The 26,033-nt window shown below is 71.8% G+C and carries 24 protein-coding genes; 8 read left to right on the plus strand and 16 right to left on the minus strand.

Features of this window, described 5'->3' with window-relative positions:
• The 10 genes from cysD to ACTMVF_RS12930 all read right to left on the minus strand — a co-directional run bounded on the left by cysD (window position 1) and on the right by ACTMVF_RS12930 (window position 9,848).
• Window positions 1-939, minus strand: coding sequence for a sulfate adenylyltransferase subunit CysD (gene cysD, locus ACTMVF_RS12885; protein ID WP_403345347.1), 939 nt, complete (start codon window positions 937-939; stop codon window positions 1-3).
• On the minus strand, window positions 936-1,472 hold the full coding sequence (cysC, locus tag ACTMVF_RS12890) for an adenylyl-sulfate kinase (protein WP_441271115.1): 537 nt from the start codon (window positions 1,470-1,472) through the stop codon (window positions 936-938). The genes cysD and cysC overlap by 4 nt, the downstream gene beginning before the upstream one ends.
• 35 nt (window positions 1,473-1,507) lie before the next feature.
• A complete protein-coding gene (locus ACTMVF_RS12895) occupies window positions 1,508-2,218 on the minus strand; it encodes a phosphoadenylyl-sulfate reductase (protein ID WP_441271116.1) in 711 nt (236 codons plus the stop codon).
• Window positions 2,215-2,403: a hypothetical protein gene (locus ACTMVF_RS12900; protein WP_441271117.1), complete on the minus strand. Its 189-nt coding sequence runs from the start codon at window positions 2,401-2,403 to the stop codon at window positions 2,215-2,217. Before ACTMVF_RS12900 ends, ACTMVF_RS12895 begins: the two co-directional genes overlap by 4 nt.
• A complete protein-coding gene (locus ACTMVF_RS12905) occupies window positions 2,400-4,097 on the minus strand; it encodes a nitrite/sulfite reductase (RefSeq protein ID WP_441271118.1) in 1,698 nt (565 codons plus the stop codon). The genes ACTMVF_RS12900 and ACTMVF_RS12905 overlap by 4 nt, the downstream gene beginning before the upstream one ends.
• A 129-nt stretch (window positions 4,098-4,226) precedes the next feature.
• Entirely contained in the window at window positions 4,227-4,310 is an 84-nt protein-coding gene (locus ACTMVF_RS12910) for a putative leader peptide (RefSeq protein WP_310591794.1), read from the minus strand.
• Window positions 4,311-4,436: 126 nt separating this feature from the next.
• A complete protein-coding gene (locus ACTMVF_RS12915) occupies window positions 4,437-5,009 on the minus strand; it encodes a GNAT family N-acetyltransferase (protein WP_441271119.1) in 573 nt (190 codons plus the stop codon).
• Between the two features lie 92 nt (window positions 5,010-5,101).
• Window positions 5,102-6,391 (minus strand): hypothetical protein, encoded by a 1,290-nt coding sequence (locus ACTMVF_RS12920; RefSeq protein ID WP_441271120.1) that lies wholly within the window; start codon window positions 6,389-6,391, stop codon window positions 5,102-5,104.
• Window positions 6,392-6,563: 172 nt separating this feature from the next.
• Window positions 6,564-7,838 carry a GAF domain-containing protein gene (locus ACTMVF_RS12925; RefSeq protein ID WP_441271121.1) on the minus strand — a complete coding sequence of 425 codons (1,275 nt, stop codon included), beginning with the start codon at window positions 7,836-7,838 and terminating at the stop codon, window positions 6,564-6,566.
• A 375-nt stretch (window positions 7,839-8,213) separates the two neighbouring features.
• A complete protein-coding gene (locus ACTMVF_RS12930; protein WP_441271122.1) occupies window positions 8,214-9,848 on the minus strand; it encodes an acyl-CoA dehydrogenase family protein in 1,635 nt (544 codons plus the stop codon).
• A 135-nt stretch (window positions 9,849-9,983) separates the two neighbouring features.
• Here ACTMVF_RS12930 and ACTMVF_RS12935 point away from each other — a divergent pair, with 135 nt between their 5' ends.
• Together ACTMVF_RS12935 and ACTMVF_RS12940 are read left to right on the plus strand one after the other, a co-directional pair.
• The gene (locus tag ACTMVF_RS12935; RefSeq protein ID WP_441271123.1) at window positions 9,984-11,144 is read left to right on the plus strand and encodes a YihY/virulence factor BrkB family protein; all 1,161 of its coding nucleotides are present in this window, start codon (window positions 9,984-9,986) and stop codon (window positions 11,142-11,144) included.
• Between the two features lie 83 nt (window positions 11,145-11,227).
• Window positions 11,228-11,932, plus strand: a complete 705-nt coding sequence (locus tag ACTMVF_RS12940; RefSeq protein ID WP_441271124.1) for a helix-turn-helix domain-containing protein — start codon at window positions 11,228-11,230, stop codon at window positions 11,930-11,932.
• A gap of 20 nt (window positions 11,933-11,952) precedes the next feature.
• Here ACTMVF_RS12940 and ACTMVF_RS12945 read toward each other — a convergent pair whose 3' ends face one another.
• A complete protein-coding gene (locus tag ACTMVF_RS12945; protein WP_441271125.1) occupies window positions 11,953-12,351 on the minus strand; it encodes a VOC family protein in 399 nt (132 codons plus the stop codon).
• 76 nt (window positions 12,352-12,427) lie between these two features.
• Between ACTMVF_RS12945 and ACTMVF_RS12950 the strand changes: the two genes are divergently transcribed.
• From ACTMVF_RS12950 to ACTMVF_RS12965, 4 genes are all read left to right on the plus strand, one after another.
• Window positions 12,428-12,976 (plus strand): GNAT family N-acetyltransferase, encoded by a 549-nt coding sequence (locus ACTMVF_RS12950; RefSeq protein WP_441271126.1) that lies wholly within the window; start codon window positions 12,428-12,430, stop codon window positions 12,974-12,976.
• Window positions 12,977-13,020: 44 nt separating this feature from the next.
• Entirely contained in the window at window positions 13,021-13,977 is a 957-nt protein-coding gene (locus tag ACTMVF_RS12955) for a GlxA family transcriptional regulator (RefSeq protein ID WP_441271127.1), read from the plus strand.
• 100 nt (window positions 13,978-14,077) lie between these two features.
• Entirely contained in the window at window positions 14,078-15,076 is a 999-nt protein-coding gene (gap, locus tag ACTMVF_RS12960; protein ID WP_441271128.1) for a type I glyceraldehyde-3-phosphate dehydrogenase, read from the plus strand.
• Window positions 15,077-15,281: 205 nt separating this feature from the next.
• The gene (locus ACTMVF_RS12965) at window positions 15,282-16,382 is read left to right on the plus strand and encodes a PP2C family protein-serine/threonine phosphatase (protein ID WP_441271129.1); all 1,101 of its coding nucleotides are present in this window, start codon (window positions 15,282-15,284) and stop codon (window positions 16,380-16,382) included.
• Here ACTMVF_RS12965 and ACTMVF_RS12970 read toward each other — a convergent pair.
• Together ACTMVF_RS12970 and ACTMVF_RS12975 are read right to left on the minus strand one after the other, a co-directional pair.
• The gene (locus tag ACTMVF_RS12970; protein ID WP_441271130.1) at window positions 16,379-17,011 is read right to left on the minus strand and encodes a VOC family protein; all 633 of its coding nucleotides are present in this window, start codon (window positions 17,009-17,011) and stop codon (window positions 16,379-16,381) included. The genes ACTMVF_RS12965 and ACTMVF_RS12970 overlap by 4 nt on opposite strands.
• A gap of 74 nt (window positions 17,012-17,085) precedes the next feature.
• Window positions 17,086-18,111 (minus strand): DUF5954 family protein, encoded by a 1,026-nt coding sequence (locus ACTMVF_RS12975; RefSeq protein ID WP_441271131.1) that lies wholly within the window; start codon window positions 18,109-18,111, stop codon window positions 17,086-17,088.
• 471 nt (window positions 18,112-18,582) lie between these two features.
• On the opposite strand from ACTMVF_RS12975, the gene ACTMVF_RS12980 reads away from it, so the two are divergent.
• On the plus strand, window positions 18,583-21,420 hold the full coding sequence (locus tag ACTMVF_RS12980) for a BTAD domain-containing putative transcriptional regulator (protein ID WP_441271132.1): 2,838 nt from the start codon (window positions 18,583-18,585) through the stop codon (window positions 21,418-21,420).
• A gap of 55 nt (window positions 21,421-21,475) precedes the next feature.
• Here ACTMVF_RS12980 and ACTMVF_RS12985 read toward each other — a convergent pair whose 3' ends face one another.
• Window positions 21,476-22,627, minus strand: coding sequence for a ferritin-like domain-containing protein (locus ACTMVF_RS12985; RefSeq protein ID WP_441271133.1), 1,152 nt, complete (start codon window positions 22,625-22,627; stop codon window positions 21,476-21,478).
• Window positions 22,628-22,964: 337 nt separating this feature from the next.
• Here ACTMVF_RS12985 and ACTMVF_RS12990 point away from each other — a divergent pair, with 337 nt between their 5' ends.
• Complete coding sequence (locus tag ACTMVF_RS12990; RefSeq protein ID WP_441271134.1) at window positions 22,965-23,135, plus strand: hypothetical protein; 171 nt, start codon at window positions 22,965-22,967, stop codon at window positions 23,133-23,135.
• Window positions 23,136-23,192: 57 nt separating this feature from the next.
• On the opposite strand, the gene ACTMVF_RS12995 is transcribed toward ACTMVF_RS12990, so the two are convergent.
• A complete protein-coding gene (locus ACTMVF_RS12995) occupies window positions 23,193-24,248 on the minus strand; it encodes a LacI family DNA-binding transcriptional regulator (protein ID WP_441271135.1) in 1,056 nt (351 codons plus the stop codon).
• A 174-nt stretch (window positions 24,249-24,422) separates the two neighbouring features.
• Entirely contained in the window at window positions 24,423-26,012 is a 1,590-nt protein-coding gene (locus ACTMVF_RS13000; RefSeq protein WP_441271136.1) for a family 43 glycosylhydrolase, read from the minus strand.
• Window positions 26,013-26,033: the final 21 nt, after the last annotated feature.

Consider the following 26,033-nt stretch of genomic DNA (forward strand, 5'->3'; position numbering starts at 1 on the left):
TTAGAAGTACCCCTCGCGCTTACGGTCTTCCATCGCGGCCTCGGAGAGCTTGTCGTCGGCGCGGGTGGCGCCGCGCTCGGTGAGCCGGGAGGCGGCGATCTCGGTGATGACCTGCTCCAGGCTCACCGCGTCCGAGTCGACGGCACCGGTGCAGGACATGTCGCCCACGGTCCGGTAGCGGACGAGCCGCTTCTCGACCGTCTCGCCGTCCTTCGGCCCGCCCCACTCACCGGCGGTCAGCCACATGCCGGCCCGCTTGAAGACCTCGCGCTCGTGCGCGAAGTAGATCTCCGGCAGCTCGATGCCCTCGCGGGCGATGTACTGCCAGACGTCCAGCTCGGTCCAGTTGGACAGCGGGAACACGCGGACGTGCTCGCCGGGCGCGTGGCGGCCGTTGTAGAGATTCCACAGCTCGGGCCGCTGCCGGCGCGGGTCCCACTGGGAGAACTCGTCCCGCAGCGAGAACACGCGCTCCTTGGCCCGCGCCTTCTCCTCGTCCCGGCGCCCGCCGCCGAACACCGCGTCGAACTTCTCGCTCTGGATCTTCTCCGTCAGCGGCAGCGTCTGCAGCGGGTTACGGGTGCCGTCCGGGCGCTCCTTGAGCACCCCGCGGTCGATGTAGTCCTGCACCGACGCGACATGCAGTCGCAGACCGTGCTTGGCGACCGTGCGGTCCCGGTACTCGAGGACCTCGGGGAAGTTGTGCCCGGTGTCCACGTGCAGCAGGGAGAAGGGGATCGCGGCGGGGGCGAACGCCTTCAGCGCCAGGTGCAGCATGACGATGGAGTCCTTGCCGCCGGAGAACAGGATCACCGGCCGCTCGAACTCACCCGCCACCTCGCGGAAGATGTGCACCGCCTCCGACTCCAGCGCGTCCAGGTGCGAGAGGGCGTACGGGGAGTCCGTACCCTCCTCGACCGTGGCGACGGTCGTCGTCATGCCAGTCCCCTTTCGCTGAGCAGGGCGTACACCGACGCCGCGGACTCCTGCACGGTCTGGTTCTGGGACTCGATACGCAGGTCGGGCGACTCGGGCTCCTCGTACGGGTCGTCGACGCCGGTCAGGCCCGTCAGCTCGCCCGCGGCCTGCTTGGCGTACAGACCCTTCACATCGCGTACGGAGCACACGTCGACCGGAGTGGCCACATGGATCTCCAGGTACGCCGCCCCGCTCTCCTGGTGGCGCTTGCGCACCGCGTCACGGCTGTCGGCGTAGGGCGCGATCACGGGGACGAGCGCCTTGACGCCGTTACGGGCGAGCAGTTCGGCGAGGAAGCCGATGCGCTGCACGTTGGTGTGCCGGTCCTCGCGGCTGAAGCCGAGGCCCGCCGAGATGAACTCGCGGATCTCGTCGCCGTCGAGCACCTCGACGCGGTGGCCCTCCTCGCGGAGCCGGCCGGCCAGCTCGTAGGCGATGGTGGTCTTGCCGGCGCTCGGCAGACCCGTGAGCCAGACGGTGGCTCCGCTCGTCACGTGGTTCTCCAAATTCGTAGCAAGCTCGGTCATGGTCAGCCGTGCAGCCCGCACTCGGTCTTGGCGCTGCCCGCCCAACGGCCGGCGCGCGCGTCCTCGCCCTCCAGGACCCGACGGGTGCAGGGCGCGCAGCCGACGGAGGCGTAACCGTCCATCAGCAGCGGGTTGGTGAGGACGCCGTGCTCGGTGACGTAGGCGTCCACGTCGTCCTGGGTCCAGCGGGCGATCGGGGAGATCTTGACCTTCTGCCGCTTCTCGTCCCAGCCGACGACCGGGGTGTTCGCCCGGGTCGGGGACTCGTCGCGGCGCAGCCCGGTCGCCCAGGCCACATAGTCCTTGAGGCCCCGCTCCAGCGGCTCGACCTTGCGCAGCTTGCAGCACAGGTCGGGGTCGCGGTCGTGCAGCTTGGGGCCGTACTCGGCGTCCTGCTCGGCGACGGTCTGGCGCGGGGTGAGGGTGATGACGTTGACGTCCATCACGGCCTCGACCGCGTCGCGGGTGCCGATGGTCTCCTCGAAGTGGTAGCCGGTGTCGAGGAACACGACGTCGACGCCGGGCATCGCCCGGGAGGCGAGGTGGGCGACCACCGCGTCCTCCATCGACGAGGTCACACAGAAGCGCTTGCCGAACGTGTCGGTCGCCCACTGGAGGATCTCCAGCGCGGAGGCGTCCTCCAGGTCACGGCCCGCCTGCTCGGCGAGCGCCTTGAGATCGTCTGTCGTGCGCTCTTCCTGAATCGCCGTCATATCTCGTCTCCCCCTGCGTCATGGTGCCGAAGGCCCCGGGCGAGCAGCCCGAGGAACTTCAGCTGGAATGCGCGGTTGCACGCCGCGCATTCCCACGCACCGTGGCCGCCTTCCAGGGCTTCGCTCGGCCGGAGGTCCTCGTCGCCGCAGTAGGGGCAGTAGAAGGGGGCGGCCCGCTCGCTCATGAGAGGGCCTCCTCGGAGGCGCGCGCGGCCCAGGTGGCGAACCGCTCGCCGTCCTCGCGCTCGTCCTGGAAGCGCTTGAGGACCCGCTCGACGTAGTCGGGCAGCTCGTCGGAGGTGACCTTCAGGCCACGCACCTTGCGCCCGAACCCGGCCTCCAGGCCGAGCGCGCCGCCCAGGTGTACCTGGTAGCCCTCGACCTGCTCGCCGTTGTCGTCGAGGACGAGCTGGCCCTTGAGACCGATGTCCGCGACCTGGATACGGGCGCAGGCGTTCGGGCAGCCGTTGATGTTGATGGTGATCGGCTCGTCGAAGTCCGGGATCCGGCGCTCCAGTTCGTCGATCAGCTGGGAGCCGCGCGCCTTGGTCTCGACGATGGCGAGCTTGCAGTACTCGATGCCGGTGCAGGCCATGGTGCCGCGCCGGAACGGGGAGGGCCTGGTGGTCAGGTCCAGGGCCTCCAGGGCCTCGGACAGCGACTCGACCTGCGCCTCCTCGACATCGAGGATGATCATCTTCTGTTCGACGGTGGTACGGACCCGGCCCGAGCCGTGCGCCTCGGCCAGCTCGGCGATCTTCGTGAGCGTGGCGCCGTCGACGCGGCCGACGCGCGGGGCGAAGCCGACGTAGAAGCGGCCGTCCTTCTGCCGGTGCACACCGACGTGGTCGCGCCAGCGCTCCACGGGCTGGGCGGGGGCGGGACCGTCGACGAGCGTGCGCTTGAGGTACTCGTCCTCCAGCACCTGACGGAACTTCTCCGCCCCCCAGTCGGCGACCAGGAACTTCAGCCGGGCGCGGGTGCGCAGCCGCCGGTAGCCGTAGTCGCGGAAGATCGAGATGACGCCCTCGTAGACCTCCGGCACCTCGTCCAGCGGCACCCAGGCGCCCAGCCGGACGCCGATCTTCGGGTTGGTGGACAGGCCGCCGCCGACCCACAGGTCGAAGCCGGGGCCGTGCTCGGGGTGGTTCACGCCGACGAAGGCGACGTCGTTGATCTCGTGCGCCACGTCCAGCAGCGGCGAACCGGAGATCGCGGACTTGAACTTGCGGGGCAGGTTCGAGAACGCCTTGTTGCCGATGATGCGGCGCTGGATCTCGTCGATGGCCGGGCTGCCGTCGATGATCTCGTCCGCGGCGATCCCGGCGACCGGCGAGCCGATGACGACGCGGGGCGTGTCACCGCAGGCCTCGGTGGTGGACAGGCCGACGGCCTCCAGGCGGTTCCAGATCTCGGGCACGTCCTCGATCCGGATCCAGTGGTACTGGACGTTCTGCCGGTCGGTGATGTCCGCGGTGCCGCGCGCGAACTCCTGCGAGATCTCGCCGATGACGCGCAGCTGCTGCGTGGTCAGCCGGCCGCCGTCGATCCGCACCCGCAGCATGAAGTAGGAGTCGTCGAGCTCCTCCGGCTCCAGGATGGCGGTCTTGCCGCCGTCGATCCCGGGCTTGCGCTGGGTGTACAGCCCCCACCAGCGCATACGGCCACGCAGATCGTTCGGGTCGATGGAGTCGAAGCCGCGCTTGGAGTAGATCGTCTCAATGCGTGTCCGCACATTGAGACCGTCGTCGTCCTTCTTGAACTGTTCGTTGCCGTTGAGCGGGGTGAAGTGCCCCGCGGCCCACTGACCCTCACCGCGGTGACGGCTCACCTTGCGGCGGGGAGTCGCGGCGGCAGGTTTCTGCGGGGTGGCGGCCATGGTTGTTACGTCCTTCGGGACAGGCGGGAAAGCGGCTCTGACCTGCGCGTGCGGGCGCGTGGGCATGCGTGCGCGGCATTGCGCAGGGAGGAAAGCGAAAAAGAGGGAGTGTCGGGCGCTGCGGGGCTGTCAGCGCGCCGGACAGATGGCGCTGGACATGCGGCCGAGGTCGACGTGGCGTCGACTCACCAAGGCAATTCCAGTTCCAGACATGACGGAAGCGTGGCACGGCAATCTGGACACAGTCCAGCTTCGTCCATTATGCGGACACCCTTGTCTCGGAGAGCGAGACAAGGGTGGTCTCGGTCACATGGCCCATTTGGGCCGTTTCTGGCCAGGTCAGCTGGGGTAGGCCCCCGGCCACGGGCCGGTCGGCGCGGCCTCGGCCTCCTCCTCGACCTTGGTGTCGAAGAGCTTGAAGCCACGGCGCAGGTAGTTGGCCATGGCGTGCTCCCCGTCCTTGCTGCACGTATGCAGCCACACCCGCTTCGTCGGCGCCAGCCCCGGCCAGCGCTCCGCGAGGTCCCAGGCGCGGGCGACGCCGTACGACAGCAGGTGGCCGCCGATCCGGCGTCCGCGGAAGGCCGGAATCAGGCCGAAGTGGATGATCTCCACGACCCCGTCGTCCTGCGGCTCCAGCTCCACATAGCCCGCCGGCGTCCCCCGGTCGTAGGCGACCCACGTCTCGACACCGGGACGCGCCAGATGCTCCTGCCACTGCGCGTACGTCCAGCCGAGCTGGTCCAGCCAGAGGACGTCCCCGCCCACCGACACGTACAGAAACCGGCTGAACTCGGGCGAGGGCACCTCGGCCCGCACGATCTGCACGTCGCCCTGCGGGGCTTGGGCCGGGAGGAGGTCGGTGGGTGCGGTCTGTTCCAGGGACCAGGTGGTCACGGGGATGTTGGTCATGACGGCCAGGGAATCATCCGGTCGGCCGATCTGTCGATCGGCGTCCGTGACCGCAGGGTCCCGCGACGCAGGGATGATCCAACGGCAGGTGGCTAGCCCAGCGCCCTGTCGATCGACTCCAGCGGCACGGCGAACAGCACCTGACCCGACTGGGACCAGACCTCGCCGGTCGCCTCCCAGTACGACAGGGGTCCGGCCTGGACGCCCCAGCAGCGCGGGGCGTCCGCCGAGCCGCAGCGGGTCGCCTCGGCGCCCTCGGTGTCCTGGCGCCAGAGGCTGCCCTGCCGGTCCGTGGCGCCCGGGGCGCGGCCCAGGTACCAGTCGGAGCGGTCCGCCCCGGCCGCCCGGTGCGACAGCAGGCCCCTGATGCCGGACGCCTTCGTCTCGTACGCCTCGACGGCGTGCGCGGATCCGGTGGCGTCGGTGGCCAGCAGGCCGGGGCGCGCCGGGTCCGTGCTGAAGTCGTAGCGCCACAGCCGGGCGGGCCGTTCGCTGTCGGCGGCGGTCCGTTCGCTCGCCACCAGGCTGTCGGGTGCCGTGCTGCGGTCGAGGGAGATGGCGCCGATGCGGGGAGCGGCGCTCCCGCCGGTCAGGCGGTACGAGCCGACGGCGGGCAGGACGAAGCGGTTGCCGTGCGCCGACCAGCCGCCCTCGACGCGGCCCACCGCGGCGCTGTCGACGGTGGTGCGCTGGACGCGGTTCATGTCGTAGACGTACAGGCCGTCGGCGGTCGTGATCAGCAGCTTGTCCTGGTACCAGACCATGCCGGACAGGCGGGAGGTCAGGGCGCGGTAGTCGCGCCCGCCGTCCACCGGGACGACGAGGAGGGCCGAGGCGTACCTGAGGCGGGCCAGGTCGTTCGCGTCGACGAAGGAGACCCGGGCGAGGCGCCGGTCGGCGCTGCCCTGGCTCCAGCCGGCCAGGAGCACCCGGTTGTCGTTCCACCAGCCGTCGTCGTCGGCGTCGCCCGAGGTGGTGACCGCCCCTGCCCGCCAGGCCCGGGTCTCGGCGGCGTCCCAGCAGTACGCGCGCGTGGCGGCCGGCGCGACCGGCAGCGCGGTGCGCTCGTCGGCCGTACAGCCGGACGCGGTGCGCAGGCTGCGGTCGGCGCTCTCCAGGACGGCACGGACACCGACCGGCTTGCCCATCCGGGAGGCGAGTTCGTCGAGCGTGGCCTGCGGGGCCAGTTGCTCGTGGAGGCTGAGTGCGCCGGTCTCGGCGGCCCTGGTGAGCGGCTCCAGCGCCCCGGGGTTGTCGCCGACCGTGGCCTGTGAGGCGCTGATCATCGTGGCGACCGCGGTGAGCGCGAGGGCGGTTCCGGCCAGGAACGCGCGCACGGCACGGCCCTGCTTGCGTCGACGGTGTCTGCCGCGGTGCTTCATCAAACCTCCCGAGGCGAGCCAACTGCGGCCATTGGTCTGTGTGTTGACCAAAAGAGCAGGTGGGGTGGCTCGTAGAGGGATGCTACGGCAGTGGGGCACGCTTGCGGACTAAGACCCTGCAAATATGCGGAAGATGCCACTCGGGCACACGGCTCATTCAGGGCATATCGGCCTAGACCCGCCCCCGTGCCACGGCGGGCGCCGTCGAGTGCGGCAGCAGATCGCGCGGGTCGTCCGGCAGCAGCACCTCGACCTCCGCGTCCTCGCGGAAGCGGTAGGGCCGATGCTCCAGGAACGCCCCGAGATAGCGCCGTACCCGCGACATCTCGGCGCGCACCGTCACCGTACGGCCCGCGGCGCCGAACATGTCCTCGGCCAGCCCCGCCGCGCTGCGGCCGGTGCGGTGCAGGGCCAGCAGGTACAGCAACTCGGCGTGCCGGGGGCTCAGTTCATGGCTCCAGGAGCCCGCACCGCCGGACACCGTCACCGACCAGCGGCGCGCCTGCGTCAGGTCCAGGGTGATCCGTGTCGCCCCGGGCGGCACCGGCTCATCGGAGGCCCGCAGCAGCCAACCGCCGGCCAGCGGCTCCACCGCGCACACGCCGAGCGGCGGCAGCCACCGTCGGCCCGGCGACAGGGACTTGGGCAGCGCGATCCGGTGCGCGTACGGCATCCCGGTCACCGCGGCCGTCCAGCCGTCCCGGTCCACCACCAGGGCCCGCCCCGGCAGCCGGGCCAGCACCGGCGCCGCCACCGCGCGCAGCCGCTCCAGCGAGGTCAGATGCACCTCGCGCAGCCGGGCCTCGGCGAGCTTGGCCACCGAGTCGACCCAGGCGAGCGTGGCCGGGTGCATGGTCTCCAGCGGCCCGCTGACGTCCACCACGCCGATCAGCCGGCCGTCCCGCGGATCCGTGATGGGGGCGCCGGTGCAGGTCCAGGAGGTCTGCGAGCGCTGGAAGTGCTCGGAGGCGAAGACCTGCACGGGCCTGCGCACCACCGCCGGAGTGCCGACCCCGTTCGTGCCGACGACGCTTTCCCGCCAGTCGGCGCCGAGTTCGAAGCCGAGGCCGTCGGCCTTGCGCAGCACGGACGAGTTGCCCTCCCGCCACAGCACCCGGCCCTCGTCGTCGGCGACGACCATGATGTGGTGGGCGATGTCCGCGACCGACAGCAGCCCCTCGCGCAGCACCGGCAGTACATGCTTGAGCGCGGTGGTCTCCCGGCGCCGCTGCACCTCCTCGCGGGACAGCAGCCCGGACCGGAAGTCGTGGTCGGGATCGACACCGCTGCGCAGCATGCGTTCCCAGGACCGCTCGATCACCGGGCGCGGCGCGACGGGCGCGCGCTGTCCGGAGAGCGTGGCGGAGCGGACCTCGCTGAGTACTCGCGCCGCCCGCGCCGCATCCACGGCGGCGAGTTGCGTCAGGTCCGTCGGCGAGAGCGCCACGGGTCCCTCCCGGTTCGACTCATACTGACTGTGCGTTTCATAGTGCCGTCCGATGCTCGCGGAGGGACGCACTCCGCACTCGGACGCCAACAAGTTGCAACCCCTTGCAACCCTGGTGGACCGTCCTGGCCTGATTGAAACTTGAGCAACGCCGTCCCGAGCGGCGTTCGCGGCCTCGAACGGGCCATGGCGGGGGTGGTGCCGTGTCGGCGCAGCACCACCCCTTGCCTCCGGCGGTTCAGCCGCTTCGCGACGGGGGTGCCGCTGCCTGTTGCGTTGGCGGCTGCGGGTCCGTCGTGGCTTGTCGCGCCCACGCGGCGGAGCCGCATATCAATACAGCCCCGCGCCCCTGGGTCGGCCGGTGTGCCGGACGTGTCAGGGCACCGGGCGGGCCCGGACCACGATCGACGCCAGATCCAGGCTGTGGGGCAGCGTGCCGAAGGCCATGCCTCCGTCGGCGCCCAGCCGGGAGGCGCAGAAGGCGTCCGCGACCTCCGGCGGCGCGAAGCGGACCAGCAGTGAACCCTGGAGGACGAGTGCCAGCCGCTCGGTCAGGCGGCGGGCGCGGGCCTCGATGCCCTCCAAGTCGGCCAGTTCCGTCAGTAGGCCCTTGATCGCCGTGTCCAGGCGGTGGTCGGCGCCGCGGGCCTTGCCCACCTCCTGCAGGTAGGCGTTGAGCGCCGCCGGCTCCCGTTGCAGCACCCGCAGGACGTCCAGTGCCTGGACGTTGCCCGCGCCCTCCCAGATCGAGTTCAGCGGCGACTCGCGCACCAGCCGGGGCATCCCGGACTCCTCGACGTACCCGTTGCCGCCCAGGCACTCGGACGCCTCGACCGTCACCGGCGTACACCGCTTGGTCACCCAGTACTTGGCGGCCGGCACCGCGATCCTGAGCAGCGCCCGCTCCTGCTCGCCGCCGTCGTCGTAGGCGGCCGCGAGCCGCAGCGCGAGGGTGGTCGCCGCCTCGGACTCGACGGCGAGGTCGGCGAGGACGTTGCGCATGAGCGGCTTGTCGGCGAGTTTCCCGCCGAACGCCTCGCGGTGGTCGCAGTGGTGGATCGCCTGCGCGACGGCCTGCCGCATCAGCCCCGCCGAGCCCAGCACACAGTCGAGCCGGGTCGCGGCCACCATCTCGATGATGGTGCGCACCCCGCGCCCCTCGTCACCGACCCGGCGCGCCCACGTCCCGTCGAACTCGACCTCGCCGGAGGCGTTCGAGCGGTTGCCCAGCTTGTCCTTGAGCCGCTGGATGAGGAACACGTTGTGGCTGCCGTCCTCCAGCACGCGCGGCACGAGGAAGCAGGTGAGCCCGCCCGGAGCCTGCGCCAGCACCAGGAACCCGTCCGACATGGGTGCCGAGCAGAACCACTTGTGCCCGGTCAGCTCGTACGACTCACCGTCGGGAAGCGGGCGCGCGGCCGTCGCGTTGGCGCGTACGTCGCTGCCGCCCTGCTTCTCCGTCATGCCCATCCCGAACAGGGACCCGGCCTTGAGCCGGGCGGGCCGCAGCTCACGGTCGTAGATCATGGACGTCAGCCGCGGCTCCCACTCGGCGGCGAGGTCGGGGTCCGTACGCAGCACCGGGACCGCCGCGTGGGTCATGGACAGCGGGCAGCCGTTGCCGGCCTCGACCTGCGACCACATGACGAAGGCCGCGGCCCGCCGCACATGCCCGCCCGGTCGGACCCAGGCCGCGGTCATCCCCGCCGCGACGCCCTTGCCGAGCAGCCGGTGCCAGGACGGATGGAACTCGACCTCGTCGATACGGTGGCCGTAGCGGTCATGCGTGTGCAGCCGCGGTGGATTGTCGTTGGCCAGCACCCCCCACTCCTGCACCTGGGGAGATCCACACGTCCGCCCGAGCGCCGCCAGCTCGCTGCGGACCTCGTCCAGCAGCTCCGGGGCGAGGTGGCGTTCGACGGACGCGGTCAGGGCCCGGTCGGCGGTGTAGACGTCGTATCCGACCAGGGGCGGGGGCTGGTTGGTCACGGTGTGCGTGCTGCCTGCCATACCTGTGAACCTATCCCTGAGTGGGGCGGTGGTCTCCAGCCTGACACGACACCGGCGTGGGGATCGGGCAGGTGGCGAGGGTGCGCACCCGGCGCCGTGATGAGTGCGCTCCCGTACGGCGGATACCTTTAGGTCGTGCAGCCAGCAAGTGAATCCCCCCAGCGGACCTCCGGTCGTCTCCACCGGGCGCGCGTCCTCTACCGGAACGTCTCGAAGCGCAGGACCGCCTGGCTGTTGATCAAGGACACCGTCAACTCCTGCATCGAGTACCGCATCCTGGGCCTCGCCGCCGAGGCCGCGTTCTTCACGCTGCTGTCCGTTCCGCCGCTGCTGCTCAGCATGATCGGCCTCCTCGGCTACGTCGACGACTGGACCGGCACCGACACCATCAGCAGCCTGGAGGCCAACCTCATCGAGGCTTCACGCACCGTCCTGTCCGACAAGGGCGTGCGCCAGATCGCCCAGCCGATCCTGGACGACGTGATGCACGGCGGCCGCCCCGACGTCATCTCCGTCGGCTTCCTGTTCGCCCTGTGGTCGGGGTCGCGTGCGGTGAACGTCTTCATAGACACCATCACCGTGATGTACGGCCTCGACGGCGTCCGGGGCATCGTCAAGACCCGGCTGGTGGCGTTCCTGCTGTTCATCGCGGCCCTGCTGATCGGCTCGGTGGCGCTGCCGCTGATGGTGGCGGGGCCGGACGCGGTGGTGCGGATCGTGCCGTGGTCGGAGACCGTGGTGCAGGTCCTGTACTGGCCCGTCGTGATCGTCCTGTCGATCGCGTTCCTGACGACGCTGTACCACGTGTCAGTGCCGGTCCGCTCACCCTGGATCGAGGACGTGCCCGGCGCGCTGGTCGCCCTCGGCATGTGGGTCCTGGGCAGCTTCCTGCTGCGCATCTACCTGACGAACACGATCGAGGGCGCGTCGATCTACGGGTCCCTCGCCGCCGCCGTCGCCGTGATGCTGTGGATCGGCGTGTCCGCGTTCGCCGTGCTCGTCGGGGCCGCGGTCAACGCCGCGATCGACCGGGTCTGGCCGGCCGCCGCGACGGCCGCGGCCCGCGCCGCCAACGAGCGGCTGCGCGAGGCCCAGGTCGCCGAGTACGTCGCCCGCCACGCCGCCGGCCGCGAGCCCGGGCTCGACGACCCCGACGACCCCGACATGCCGTCGGAGTTCCCCGAGCGCTGGTCCCGCTTCCTGCCGCCGGAGGACGTGTCGTCCCGGCTGCGGACCCATGTGAAGAGCACCCACACGCATCCGCCGCACAAGCCGGAGGACCAGGGCGGGGCCTGAGGGGGCTGGTCGCGCCCCCGCGGCGGAGCCGCATATCGACACAGCCCCGCGCCCCTGGAGGAGCGAGTCGTAGGCTGGCGTACGTGTATACGGAACGGGCGTCTCGGCTCTTGGGCGCCGTCGTCTGGACGAACACTCCGTCCGGCACGAGCGTGGGGCCTGTCCTGCCCGACGGGTGCATGGATCTGCTCTGGAACGAGGGGCGGCTGCTCGTCGCGGGGCCCGACACGCGTGCGTACGTCACCGAAGGCCCTCCCAGTACCTGGGTCGGCGTCCGTTTCCACCCCGGTACCGCGCCCGGCCTGCTAGGCGTGCCGGCGCATGAGCTGCGCGACCGGCGGGTCGAGCTCGCGGACCTGTGGCCGGCCGCGGAGGTACGACGGCTGTGCGGACGTGTCGGGGCCGCCACCCACCCCGTGACCGCGCTCGAAGACGTGGCGCTGGAGCGGGCCGCCGACGCCGAGCCGCCCGACCCGCTGCTGCTACGGGTCGTCACCGCCCTCGACGCGGGTCGCCCCGTCGCCGCCACCGCCGACGAACTCGGCCTCGGCGCCCGGCAGTTGCACCGACGCTGCCTGACCGCCTTCGGCTACGGCCCCAAGACGCTGGCCCGGATCCTGCGGCTGCGACGGGCCCTCGCCCTGGCACGGGACGGCGTGGCCTTCGCGGACACGGCCGTGCGGGCCGGGTTCGCCGATCAGGCCCATCTCGCGCGGGACGTCAAGGAGCTGGCGGGCATGCCGCTCGGCGAGCTACTCGGCCGGCGCGGCGGCCAGGGGCCCTTCTGACGGATCTCCGCGGAGATCCGTCAGAAGGGCCCCAGCGGCGCGAACAGGTCGACGCCGTTTCCGTCCGGGTCCTGGACGGAGGCGTACCGCTGGCCCCAGAAGGCGTCCCACGGCTTGAGCTCGCCGTGGTAGCCGGCGCCGACCAGTTCCCCGTACACCGCGTCCACCTCACCCGGGTCCGCGCACCGCAACGCCAGCGAGTGCCGACCGCCCCCCGTGGGCGGCTGCCACTCGGGGTGGAAGGAGCGCACGGTCGCCTCCGTGTCGAGCAACAACCGCAGACCGCCCGGCAGTTCAGCCTCGGCGTGCGGCTCGTTCTCGGCGCCGTCGGGGAAGGCGAAGCCGAGGCGGCGGTAGAAGACGACGGAGGCGGCCATGTCGGAGACGACGAGGCCGATGGCATCGAATCGTGGAGTCATGCGGCCACCGTAGGCAGCCCGGTGACGGCCGGTCTTGAAGGAATCGGACACACAGGCGTGGGATAAGTTGCCTGCCATGACTGAACTCGGAGCCGTCGCGTGGCCACCTGCGCCGATCAGGACCGAGCGGCTCGTGCTCCGCGAGTCCGAGGCCCGGGACCGTGCGGCGTTCATCGAACTGTTCGCCTCGCCGGAGGTGGGCACCTACCTGGGCGGCCCTCGACCGCGTGCTGAGCTCGAAGGCGCGGTGCCCGAGGTGCCCGGGCGGCGCCCCGGCCTGTTCGTGATCGATCTCGACGGAGCGATGATCGGCATGATCACGCTCGACCGGCGCGAGGCGGAGCGTCCGGGGCACATCCGTCCGGATGCCGGGGAGACCGAACTCGGCTACATGTTCCTGCCGCGGGCGTGGGGATACGGGTACGCCGCCGAGGCGTGCACGGCGGCACTCGACTGGTTCGCCGACGCGCTTCCCGGCGAGCCGGTGGTGCTCTGCACCCAGAGTGCCAACGACCGCGCGATGCGCCTCGCGGCGAAACTGGGGTTCACCGAGGTGGAGCGGTTCGAGGAGTACGGCGCCGAGCAGTGGTTCGGCGTGCGGTCGTGGGTCACGCCGTCCGGTTGAGCTCGGCCGCTGACCGCCAGAATGCCCCTCGTACCGTGTTCCCCGTGCCGTCCACCCACCTCCATCGCGTCGCCGTCCTTGTGCTCGAGGGTGCGAAGCCGCTCGACGTCGGCATTCCCGCGCAGGTGTTCACGACCCGGGCGAGCATGCCGTACGAGGTGCGGGTCTGCGGTGCGCAGACCGGTCTCGTGACCGGCGGCGACGGCCTGTCGTACCACGTCGCCCACGGCCTCGACGCGCTGGCGTGGGCCGATATCGTCTTCATCCCCGGTTACCGGTCTCCGGACCGCGACGATCCTCCGTCGGCCGTCGTCGACGCGCTGCTCGCCGCCCACGATCGGGGCGCGCGGCTCGCCGCCATCTCCACGGGCGCCTTCGCGCTCGCCGCCACGGGTCTGCTCGACGGCAGGCGCGCCACGACGCACTGGCATTACTCACAGGCGCTCAAGGCGAAGCATCCACTCGTCAGAGTCGACGAGAACGTGCTGTTCGTCGACGAGGGCAGCGTGCTCACGTCGGCCGGCGCCGCTTCCGGCATCGACCTGTGCCTGCATGTGCTGCGCCGAGACCTCGGGGTGGCCGCATCGAATCACGCGGCCCGGCGGCTGGTCGCGGCCCCCTACCGCAGCGGCGGTCAGGCACAGTACGTGCCGCGCAGCCTGCCCGAGCCGCTCGGCGAGCGGTTCGCCACCACCCGCGAGTGGGCCCTGCACCGGCTCGGCGATCCCCTCACCCTCGATGTGCTCGCCCGGCACGCGGCGGTCTCGCCGCGCACCTTCTCCAGGCGCTTCGTCGAGGACACCGGGTACACGCCGATGCAGTGGGTCATGCGCGCCCGCATCGACATGGCCCGTGAGCTGCTGGAGCGCTCGGAGCGGAGCGTCGAACAGATCGCCGCCGACGTCGGTCTGGGCACCGGCACGAATCTGCGGCTGCACTTCCACCGCATCCTCGGCACCACGCCGAGCGAGTACCGGCGTACGTTCGCCCAGGGCGAGTAGCCGGCCGCCTGGCGAGATCCTTTCGAACCGTGGCGCTCACGCCGCGGTCATGGGCGAACCCCTTACGCGACGCTGGTGACGAACCGAAGGGAGAGCTCTCATGACTCGTATCGCCATCAACGGATTCGGCCGCATCGGACGCAATGTGCTGCGCGCGCTGCTCGAACGCACCAGTGACCTCGAGGTCGTCGCCGTCAACGACCTCACGGAGCCCGCCACCCTTGCGCGGCTGCTCGCCTACGACTCGACGGCCGGTCGGCTCGGTCGCCCGGTGACCGCCGACGGGGACGCCCTCGTCGTCGACGGCCGACGCATCAGGGTGCTCGCCGAGCGCGAGCCGGCGCAGCTGCCGTGGGCCGAACTCGGCGTGGACATCGTGCTGGAGGCGACCGGCCGCTTCACCTCCGCCAAGGCCGCCCGGGCCCACCTCGACGCGGGCGCGAGGAAGGTGCTCGTCAGCGCGCCCTCGGACGGCGCCGACGTCACGCTCGCGTTCGGGGTCAACACCGACGCCTACGACCCGGCCGTGCACACGATCGTCTCGAACGCCTCCTGCACGACCAACGCGCTCGCGCCGCTGGCCTCGGTGCTGGACGAACTCGCCGGCATCGAGCACGGCTTCATGACGACGGTGCACGCCTACACGCAGGAGCAGAACCTGCAGGACGGTCCGCACCGCGACGCCCGCCGCGCCCGTGCCGCGGCCGTCAACATCGTGCCGACCACGACGGGCGCCGCCAAGGCGATCGGCCTCGTGCTGCCGAACCTCGACGGAAAGCTGTCGGGCGACTCGATCCGCGTGCCGGTTCCGGTGGGCTCGATCGTCGAACTCAACACGACCGTCGCCCGCGACGTGACGCGCGACGACGTGCTGGCGGCGTACCGCGCCGCGGCGCAGGGACCGCTCGCCGGCATCCTCGAGTACTCGGACGACCCACTCGTGTCGTCCGACATCATGGGCAATCCGGCCTCGTCCATCTTCGACTCGGCCCTCACCCGCGTCGACGGACGGCACGTCAAGGTGGTCGCCTGGTACGACAACGAGTGGGGCTTCTCGAACCGCGTGATCGACACGCTCGAACTCCTCGCCACCGGTTGATCAAATGCCGCGGCGACGGCTCGCCGCGGTGGTGGTGTCGCTCATGGTGACCACGATGAATCGCCCATGTCGTGGAATTACGATGAAGATCATGACAATGTGGTCGAGGTCTGCCAGGAGTACTTGTGAGTGAGCGGTGAGGTGGCCGGGCCGTCGTGGAGCCGAGGGCCGCCGTGCGGCGCAGGCGAACGGCACGGGTCCGCAGGTGCCTGCCCCGCCGGCATGGATGCGCTGGCTGCCGGCCTTCTACGTCGCGGGCATCCTGGTGCTCGAGCCGCTCACTCCGGTGCAGTGGCCGGTGAGCTTCCTGCTCATCGCGCTCCCCGTGGTCGCCGCCTACGCCCACCCACCTGTCGGTGTCGCAGCCATCGCGGCGTTCGCCGTCGTGTTCGAAGGCGTCCTGGCCGGCACCCCGTGTTGTGCGGGGCGCATGGTGGGGCACCTGTGGGACCGCCACTATGTGGGCGCCTACGTCTGCACCGCCCTGGTCGGCGTCCTCGGCACGATCATGGCCGCCCACCGAACGCGCCGCGAGCGCACGCTGGCGAGCGTGCGCTCCGTGGCCGAGACCGCGCAGCGCGTGCTGCTGCGCCCGGTGCCCCGCCGCCTCGGCCGGGTCTCGCTGGAGGCCCTCTACCTGTCTGCTGCCGCCGAGGCACGCATCGGCGGTGATCTGTACGAGGCGGTGCCCACCGCGCACGGAGTCCGACTGCTCATCGGCGATGTCCGGGGCAAGGGTCTGCTCGCGGTGGAAACGGCCGCCACGATGCTCGGCGCCTTCCGTGAGGCCGCCTACGACGAACCCGATCTGGCCGGGGTGGCGCATCGTGTCGAGCAGAGCATGAGCCGCAGGGCCGCACTGCTACCGGGCAGCGAAGCGGCGGAGCGCTTCGTCACCGCCGTGTTCGCCGAGGTTCCCGATGATGAACCCTTGGTCCGCATCGTCAACTGCGGCCACCCGCCACCCCTGCGGTTGGGCCCCGACGGGGTCACCGAACTGGACTCGGCCGACCCGGCTCTCCCCATCAACCTCGGCATTCTGCTCGGCGACGGCTATCGCGTGGACGTCGCGCCCTTCCACCCCGGCGACCGGCTGCTGCTGTACACCGACGGCGTGACCGAGACGCGCGACCCCACCGGATCCTTCTACCCGCTCACCGAGCGCATCCGGGCCTGGGTCACCCTCCCTCCCCGCGAACTCCTGGACCGCCTGCACCAGGACCTGCTCGCCTACAGCGGCGGGAGCCTCGACGACGACATTGCGGCCCTCGCCGCATACCGCCTTCCCGATGAGCCCTGCGGCTAGTGGAACGTCACCGGCCCCAGCGGCGTGTCCACCGTGAACGACATCCCCACCGGGCCCGCCGTGAGGTCGAGGTCCGTGCCGAGTGCCGCGAGCAGGGGCCGGATCTCGTCCGGCTCGGGGGCGCTCGCGGACAGGGACAGCAGCGGTGTGGTGGGCAGGTCCGAGGTGGTGGGGTGGACCGTGGCGCTCCAGTCGATGAGGAAGGGGACCAGGCCGGAGGGGTGGGCGTCGTCGCCGTCGGTGAGCCGCCATTCCAGCAGGGTGCCGTCGGGTCTGCGGCGGCTCATCGACTGTGCCGGGCCCGGGTCGTACCCCTGAGCCCGGGCGGCCGCGATGGCCGCGTCCAGGTCGGGCGGGCTGATCGCCCAGGTGACCGTGCGCGCTGTGGTGAGGCCGTCCACCTCGAAGGGGCGGGGCCGGCCGGGCGCGGACCGATCGGGGTCCGGGCCGATGATCTCCAGGTAGCTGGTGCCGCCCAGGGACACCAGATGGTTACGGGTGCCGAGCCCGACGTGCACGCCGCCGGGGGCCGGGGTCACGCCGGTGCGTCGGGCGAAGTCGGCGACCGTGGCGGTCAGGTCCGGGGTCGCGAGGACGAGATGGTCCAGGAGCGCGGGGATGGCGTTCATCGCAGCCGAGGCTACGCAGAGCGGCCCGCGTTATGGAACACCTGTGCGCCAGGACGGGTCGGTGGTCCGTGGTCTCACTCGTCGAAGACGACCGTGCCGTCCAGCAGCAGCGTCGGATGGATCTTCATCGGGCCGTACTCGTCGATGTCCGACGGGCGCGGGGTCTCCGGACCGTCGGGGCCCATGCGCAGCAGGCGCTCGACACGGCAGATCCGGAACACCCGGCCCGCCACCCGGGCCTCGTCGGCGCGTTCGAGCGCCCGGAACTCCTCGGCCGCCTTCTCGTACACGGCCTTCTTCTCGTCGTCGAACTTGTACAGCATGGGCCACATCTCGATCATCGCGTCGTGCAGCACGCGCCGGGCGTCGTGCGGGGTGGACTGGAGGGCGAGGGACGGCTCCCAGCCGGTCCGTTCCCGCTCGACCACGGCGAAGCAGGTGGGCAACAGCACGACCTGCGGGTGCGAGCGCACCGCCCGCTCCGAGTCCCTGCGCAGGTTCACGGGGAACCGCACGCCCCGGTAGGCGAAGTCCCGCAGCGCCCCCAGCAGAGCGCCCGTCATCGGGCCACCGTCCACGCGATCCGGATCGAGGACGAAGTCCAGGTCGGGGGAGGGGGTGTGGTCGGCGCGCAGGTCCCAGGTCCGCTCGGCGGGCTCCGGGTCGGTGGGACGAGGCGGCTCCAGCCGGTTGCTGCCGTCGCAGCGCGAGAACTCGTCCCCGCGTACGATCCGGTACCGCGCCCCGCACGCCTCCACCTCGTTGACCGGCTCCCGCTCCAACACCTCCACGGCGGCGAGCAGTTCACGCCGTACGGCCGGATCGTCGGTGTCGTCCTTGGCGCGGAACCACAGATGGGTGTTCAGCGAGTCCCGGCACATCTGCGGCATCCCGTTCACGACCGGCTTGAGCACCCGCCACTCGGGCCCCACCGCCGGATCCTGCACGGCGACCCCGAACACCGGCCCACGCAGGGCGAACCCGGGATAGAGCAGAGAGGCGTCCACCGCGTCGGCCTCCCGCACCCAGGCGGCGGGGTCGTCGCGGCGGACCAACTCGTCGTGGAGGGCGTGGATCTGTCGCTGCCAGTCATGGGTCATGTACACATTGTTTCCGGAGTGGGGCTGCACGCGCGGGTGAACCGACCCAACAACCCGGGTTGTTGGAGTGACCCGGGGAGCCGAAGATTTCGGGTCACCGGCACCGGTGGGACCGAACCGCACGGCCGTCGTCCTCCTCTCCACCAGCGGCGAGGTGCTCACCCCCGGCCTGCACCGAGTACGACCGGCCGTACTACGGCGAGCTGCTGGGCGCCCGGCTCCACCGGCACCCCGAGTACCCAGCCCGGCAAGGTGACAGGCCCAGGACGCACGACGGAGGGCCACCCCCCTAAGTGGCCCTCCGTCATTCCCCCGTCCCCAGGTTGGTCGGATGACGAGTACGCATCCCGGCTCCTTTGCCCTGGCCACCACCCTGGCCGGGCGACCCTGTCCACACCTTGAAAAGTGCTGGAATTAGCTGGTCAGAGCCGCTTGCTTCGGCCCTAGGATCCTGCCTCGGGGGTGGTTCATGTGGCCGTGGAGTTCCGTGTGCTGGGCGGGGTCGAGGTCCTGGTCGACGGCCACCGGCTGGATCAGGGTCCGGCGCGGCAGCAGTGCGTGCTCGCGGTACTGGTGTGCGAGGCCAACCACGTGGTCACGGTGGACCGACTCGTCGACCGGGTGTGGGGGGAGAGGCCGCCGCAGCGCGCCCGGGAGACGCTGTACAGCTACCTCTCCAGGCTGCGCCGGGCGTTGCGGCCCGTGGCCGAGGAGGCGCGGATCGCGCGGCGGTCGGGAGGGTACGAGCTGGTCGTCGCGCCCTCGGCCGCCGACCTGCACCGCTTCCGGGCCCTCGCCGCCCGGGCGCGCACCGCCGCGCACGCGGGGGAGGAGGACGAGGCGGCACGACTGTTCGAGGAGGCCCTCGCGCTGTGGCGGGGTGAGATGTGTCCCGGCATGGACAGCCCCTGGTTCACCGCCCAGCGCGAAACAGCGCGGGTGGAACGGCTCGCCGCCGTCCTGGACCGGGCCGACGTCCAGTTGCGTCGCGGCCACCACGGCGACCTGCTGGCCACCTTGCCGGCCCTCGCCGACAGCCACCCGCTGGACGAGCGGCTCGCCGCCCAGCTGATGCTCGCCCTCTACCGCGGCGGGCGCCCCGCCGACGCCCTCGGGCACTATCAGGTCGTACGGCGTCGTCTCGCCGACGAGCTGGGCATCGACCCGGGGCCCCCGCTGCAGGAGCTGTACCAGCGGATCCTGATCTCGGATCCGCGGCTCGCGCCGCCGGCCAGAGGCGACAAGCCGAACTCCGCCCGCGCCGCCACCGAGGCGCGCCCCCGCCAACTACCGGCGCGGCCGCCCCTGTTCACCGGACGCGGCAGCGAACTCGCCCGCCTGGACAAGCTGTTGGCCCCACAGGTCAAGCCGGACGGCGGCAGCGTCCCGACCGTCGCGATCTGCGGCACCGGCGGCGTCGGCAAGACCTGGCTGGCGCTGCGCTGGGCCCACGACCAGCAAGACCTCTTCCCCGACGGCCAGTTGTACGCCGATCTGCGCGGCTTCACCCCGTCCGGCGAGCCGACGGACCCGTACGCGGTCATGCGGGGTTTCCTGGAGGCCCTCGGCACCGACCCCGCCGGCCTGCCCACCGCCCCGCAGTCCCAGGCCGCGCTGTACCGCAGCCTCACCGCGGACCGGCGCTTACTGGTCGTGCTCGACAACGCCCGCGACAGCGACCAGGTGCTGCCCCTGCTGCCGGGCAGCCCCACCTGCACGGTCCTCATCACCAGCCGACACCAGCTGCCGGGACTCGCCGCCTCCCACGGCGTCGGCCGGCTCACCCTGGACACGCTCGACGGCACCGAGGCACGCGAGTTGCTGGTCCGCCGCATCGGCGCCGACCGGCTCGCCGCCGAACCCGAAGCGGCGGCGGAACTCCTCCACCACTGTGCCGGGCTCCCGCTGGCCGTCAGCCTCCTCGCCGCCCGCGTCACCACCAACCCGGTCCTCACCCTCACCGCCCTGGCCGCCGAACTGCGCGACACGGCAACCCGGCTCGACGCTCTGGAGACCGGCGAGACGAGCGGTGACGTACGCACCGTCTTCGCCTCCTCCTACCTGGCCCTGGACCCCGACACCGCCCGGGTCTTCCGCCGGCTCGCCCAGGCACCCGGCACCGACGTCGGCCTGCCGGCCGCCGCGAGCCTCACCGCCCTGCCGCCCGCCCGGCTCCGCACCCGGCTGCGCCGCCTCCAGGCCCACCACCTCGTGCAGGAACACATCCCCGGCCGCTTCACCTGCCACGACCTGCTGCGTGCGTACGCCCTCGAACTGGCCGAGAAGGAGACGCCCGCGACCGAAGCGGCCCTGGCACTCACCCGCGTACTCGACCACTACGCGCACACCGCATACGCCGCCGACCGTCTCCTGCTGCCCCACCGCGACCCGCTCCCGCCGGCCCCGACGGCGGACGGCACCCGCCCCGAGGAACTCACCACGCACGACCAGGCCATGGCCTGGTTCACCCGCGAGCACACCGTCCTCACGGCGGCCGTCGAGCACGCCGTACGCACCGGACACGACGCCCAGGCATGGCGGCTGGCCTGGGCTCTCACCACCTTCCTCGCCCGCCGGGGACGCTGGGCCGACGTCACCGCCGTCCACACCACCGCGCTCGCCGCCGCCGTCCGTCTCGGGGACCCGGCCGCCCGGGCCGAGTCGCACCGGGCCCTCGCCTGGGCGTGCACGGAGACCGCCCGCTTCACCGAGGCCCACCGGGAACTGGCCCACGCGCTCGCCTTGTCGGAGGCCGACGGCGACCTCCGCTCGGCCGCCCACACCCACCTCGCCCTGGGCTGGCTGTACGAACGGCAGGACGACAAGCCCGCCGCACTCAGGCACGACCAGCGCGCCGTGGACCTGTTCACCTCGCTCGGGAACCTCCCGGGACGGGCCCGCGCCCTGAACGCGGTGGCCTGGGACCACGCCCGGCTCGGCGACCACGCCGCAGCGGTACGCCACGGTCGGCAGGCCCTGGCCATCCAGCGCGAAGTGGGCGACGAACGAGGCCAGGCCGGCACCTGGGACACCCTTGGCTACGCCTACCACCAGCTCGGCGACCACCCGAACGCCGTCGACTGCTACGAGCACAGCCTGGCCCTCAACCGCGCCCTGGGCCACCGCTACAACGAGGCCGAGACCCTGGTCCACCTGAGCGAGACCCACCGCGCGACAGGCGCCGTGGAATCGGCCCGTCAGGCTCTGCAGGAGGCCCTCGGCATCTACCTCGACATCAACGCGCCCGAAGCGGACGTGGCCGAGCTGCGCACACTCCTGCGGGAACTCGACGGCCCGACGGCGGGTTAGGGCCGAGGCACAGTGCCGATCTCGGTGCCTGGTCCCGGGCCACGGCGTGACGGCGTCATGAGTCGCGGCGCAGCTTGCGCAGTGCGCGGAACTGGGGGCCGTAGGTGCCCGGGGCGTAGCGGAGCGGGGTTTCCATCAGTTCCACGGCCGGGTCCTCCAGGCCGCGCATGGCGTGGATGGCGGCGCCCAGGCTGCGGTGGCCGCCGCCCGCCCAGGCCGCGTCAAGGGTGTCGAGCACCGTGCTGTAGGTCGCGTCGAAACGGAACAGGAGCCGTCCGACGTGGACCGGCGGGTGGGGCCAGCCGCCGACCGGGATCCGGGCCATGGGACGCACCTCGGGGAAGGGGACGGGCCCGCCCACGTACTTCCAGCCGTCGTCGGTCTCGCGCAGCTCCCGGCCGTAGTAGATCTCGCCGAAGGCGTAGTAGTGCGCCGGGTGGTCGTCCTCGAAGGAATCGGACGGGGAACTGGAGGTGCCCTCGCCCTGCTCCCTGATGATCCCGATGGCGCTCTCGACATCGTCGAGGGTCTCGATCGGATACAGGTCGTCGGAGAAGACGTACTGGGACAACTGCCCCCGCACCGACAGTTCCGGCTGCACCACCCGGAACGCATTCAGCACGTCGGCGTAGAACTCACCGACGGTGGGCGAGGGGCGCGCGCTGCGGACGAGCGACTCTTCGGGGGCCTCGATCGCCATCATCACGTCACGCACGAACGGCTTGGTCAGGCCCGACAGATAGACCGTCACGCCGGCCCGCACACCGCCGGGCAGCGGGCCGGGGAAGACGGGCGCGGCGGCCTTGATCTGCGGCCGCCCGCCCACGGCCACGAGCAGGTTGCAGACGATGCCCAGGTGGTACATCTCGTCGCCGACGATGCGCTGGATGAGCCGCGCGACCTCGCTGCCGCGGTCCTTGACGGACCACAAGCCGCACAAGTAGGGCGGGATGGTGGCGAGTTCGAGTCCCACGGCGACCTGAAGGGCCGACCTGAGCCAGGCGACCCCGCGGCCCTCCTGGGGCACGGCCAGCAGACGCGCCACGGACCCGAGGCCGGGCGCGGCGAGCGGCCCGCTCTCCGGCAGCCCGGCAGCCTGCGCGGAACCGGCGACCGCCCCCGGCGCGCCTGCCGCCAGAGCGGCCGATGCCAGGAAACTCCTGCGCCTGAACGGAGAAACCGCCGGCTCGTCCGGCTCTTCGCCCATACCCGTCACCCTCGCCTCGCCTCAGCTCATGGCCATGGTCCCGCTCTGCTCGACGCACTCGGGACCCCCTTGACAGCTCGCGAAGCTAGCAGCCATCACCGCCGCCACCAGGGCAGACGAGCCGTGCGGCGCATCGACCACCCTGTCGGTCCAACGCGCGCGGTCCTGCTGCGGACGCCCGCCGCAGTCGAGGGCAGCGGGGAGGACACCGAGCGCAACAGGGTGCTGGACATCGCCCGCGGCTCACGGTGGCCGGCGCGGTACACCGCACGCACCCTGGGCCATCCCTTCCTCGACGAGTGGCGGGACCGCGAGGAAGAACTCACCGCCGACCCGCGTGTCCGGCAGGAGTACCAGGGCGCCGTGGCACGGGGCAGGATCCCCGCACTGCCGCGCTGGGGCCGGCGAGGGCATCGACCTCATCGACGACGTGCCGTCCGCAGCCGACCTGGTCGGCAGCCTGGCAGCCCAGGCCGAGGAGGCACTGAACCGGGCCGGCGGGCGCTGATCCCCGGCGGTGGGGGGCGTATCCGGCAAGCCGCGTAAGGCGGCCCAACTCACGGACTCAGCAAGGAGATCGATCGCGCGGTCCGGCCGTGCTCGACCGCTGCACCAACCGCGTCGACAACTCCGTCCGCGTACTCTCCGGCCGGTCCCCGTCCATTATCCGCACCAGCAGCCGCAGCGCCGTCGCCGCCATCTCCGACAGCGGCTGGCGGACCGTGGTGAGGGCCGGGGCGATCCAGCGGGCCTCCGGCAGGTCGTCGAAGCCAACGACGCTCAGGTCGTCCGGCACGCTCAACCCCCGTTCCGCCAGCGCCTCGTAGACCCCGAGGGCCATCCGGTCCGAGCAGACGAAGACGGCCGTCGGCGGTTCGGGCAGGTCGAGGAGGTCCAGCATCCGGCGGCGGGCGACACCCTCGTCGAAGCCTGCGTGCCGGACGTACTCGGGGCGGTGCCGTACCCCGGCCGAGGCGAGCGCGGAGCGGTAGCCGGCCACCCGGGCGGTGCTGCACATCTTGCGCTGGTGACCGGCGATGACGGCGATGCGCTCATGGCCGAGCGCCAGGAGGTGCTCGGTCGCGATGACGCCGCCGTGCCAGTTCGCCGCGCCCACCGACACCACGCCCGGCGGCGGTTCCAGCACCGGGTCGATCATCACGAACGGGATGCGGTGCTGCTCCAGCCACGCGTACTGCGACGCCGTCAGCTCGGCCAGGTTGAACAGCACCCCCGACGAGCCGCGCGCGATGAGCTTGTCCAGCCAGCCGCGCTCCGGGCGGCCGCCCCGCGTGCGGGTCAGCCCGGCCGAGACCACCACCTCCAGGCCCGCGTCATGGGCCGCCGCCTCCACACCGTGCAGCACCGCGCCCGACCACGAGGTGTCCAGGGAGTGCACGACGAGGTCGACCAGGCCCGGTGTCTTCGCCGCGTCGAAGCGGGGTCTGCGGACATAGCCGAGCCGGTCCAGCGCCTCGGTGACCCGGCGGCGGGTCTCGGGGGCCACGTCCTCCCGGCCGTTGACCACCTTGGACGCGGTCGGCACGGACACCCCGGCCTCGCGGGCCACGACGGCCAGGGTCGGCCCGGCCGCCATGCTCGCGCTGCCCGTACGGACCATCGGGAACCACCTCTCCGGCCCGCCCGAGGGCCTTGAAAAGTTTCGACCAGCCGGAAACAGTAAGCGCTTCCTACCCTAGATACGCCGCGAGGACTCCGAAAGAGGCCGGAGTTCGCAGGAATGCATGCGGTCACGGCTTTCGAAACTTCGAACAGGCTCAACGGCGGCCCGGGGCTACCAGCAGGTGAGGCGGAATCCCGTGAAGTCGGCCGTGAAGGCCGAGTCGACCAGGTCCACGGCGTGGACGCCGGCCAGCGCACCGGTGAAGCGCAACTTGGAGCCGTAGTCGTCGGAGAGCTTGGTGAAGTCCAGCGGCGGGCCGACCGGCGTGCGGACGCCCCCGCGGACGTACCAGAACCGTGCTTCGCCCCCATCCACCGTCACCCCCAGGGTCAACGGCGCGCTCGCGTCCACCTCCACGACGGCCGCCTGCCGGGTGCCGAACTCCTCACGCTCCACCAGGCTGAGCACCGTACGGCCCTCACCTCGCCACTGCTGCCCGTGCTGTCCCTCACCCTCGGGCTCCGTCCAGGTGAGGTCGAGGCTCAGATACGCCTCCGCGCTGTATCGCAGGACCAGCCCGGCGGCCTGCGTGAACGTGCGCGGCCGCGCCTCGACGGTGACCTCGGCCTCCGCACGGTGCTCGGTGATGCGCTGCGCCAGCAGACTGTGCGCCCACCGCGACTCGGGACCGTGCCGGCCGCGCAGCCGGATCCAGCCGGGGCGGGTGGTCGCGTCGGCCCAGCTCGGGTCGGCGTAGCCGCGCAGGGTGCTCCAGGGCCAGCCCAACGGGTCGCCGGTGTCGGTGGGTCGGGGCTCCGGCTCGGCGGGAGATGTCGGTACGTCGACCTCGACCGCCGGGTGCCAGCCCCCGTGCCGCAGCCGGGGCCAGCCCGCGTCGTCCCAGGTCAGCGCCTGGATCGCGGTCTCCCGGCCGAGGGGGCAGCGCGGGCCGTCCGGCGTCTGCAAGGGCCGTGCGGTGAGGTGGCTCATCACCCACTCGCCGTCCGGCGTCTCGACCAGCTCGGCGTGCCCGGCCTTCTGCAGCGGCACCGACGGATCGTCGCGTGTCGTCAACAGCGGTTGGCTGTCGAGCTCGTACGGGCCGGTGATCGCCCGACTGCGCGCCACCAGCACTCCGTGCTCGACCCCCGTGCCGCCCTCGGCGAGCACGAGGTGGAACCAGCCGTCGCGCTTGAGCAACTTCGGTCCCTCGATGAGCCGTTCGTGCTGAAGCAGCAGGTGCGTGTCACCGACCGGGGCCAGGGTCTCGCGGTCCAGTTCCGTCAGGACGATCCCGGCGAAACGCTGCCCGCTCGGGCGGTGGTCGCTCTGCATGTTGAGCAGCCACAGCCGGCCCTCGTGAGGGAAGAGCGCGGGGTCGAAGCCGTGGCTCGCGATGCGACGCGGGGCGCTCCACTTGCCGTCGACGTCCGTGGCCGTGGAGACGTACGTGTCCAGGTCGAAGTACGGCGTCCCCACCGAGCGCACGACCGAGTACACCACCCAGAACCGCTCCCCGTCCCAGCTCAGCGACGGCGCCCAGATGCCACCCGAGTCGGGTACACCGGCCAGGGAGTCACCGGGGGCCGCGCCCCGGACATGGCCCGCGTACTCCCAGTGGGCCAGGTCCCGGGAACGGTGGATCGGGATCGTCGGGAACCACTCGAAGGAGCTCGTGGCCACGTAGTACCAGTCGCCGACCCGGACCAGGGAGGGGTCGGGGGCGAAACCGCGGATGACGGGGTTGTGCAGGAGGGTCACGGGAGGACTCCAGGGGCGTCG

This window comes from Streptomyces sp. SD31 (assembly GCF_052068475.1).
Lineage (GTDB): Bacteria > Actinomycetota > Actinomycetes > Streptomycetales > Streptomycetaceae > Streptomyces.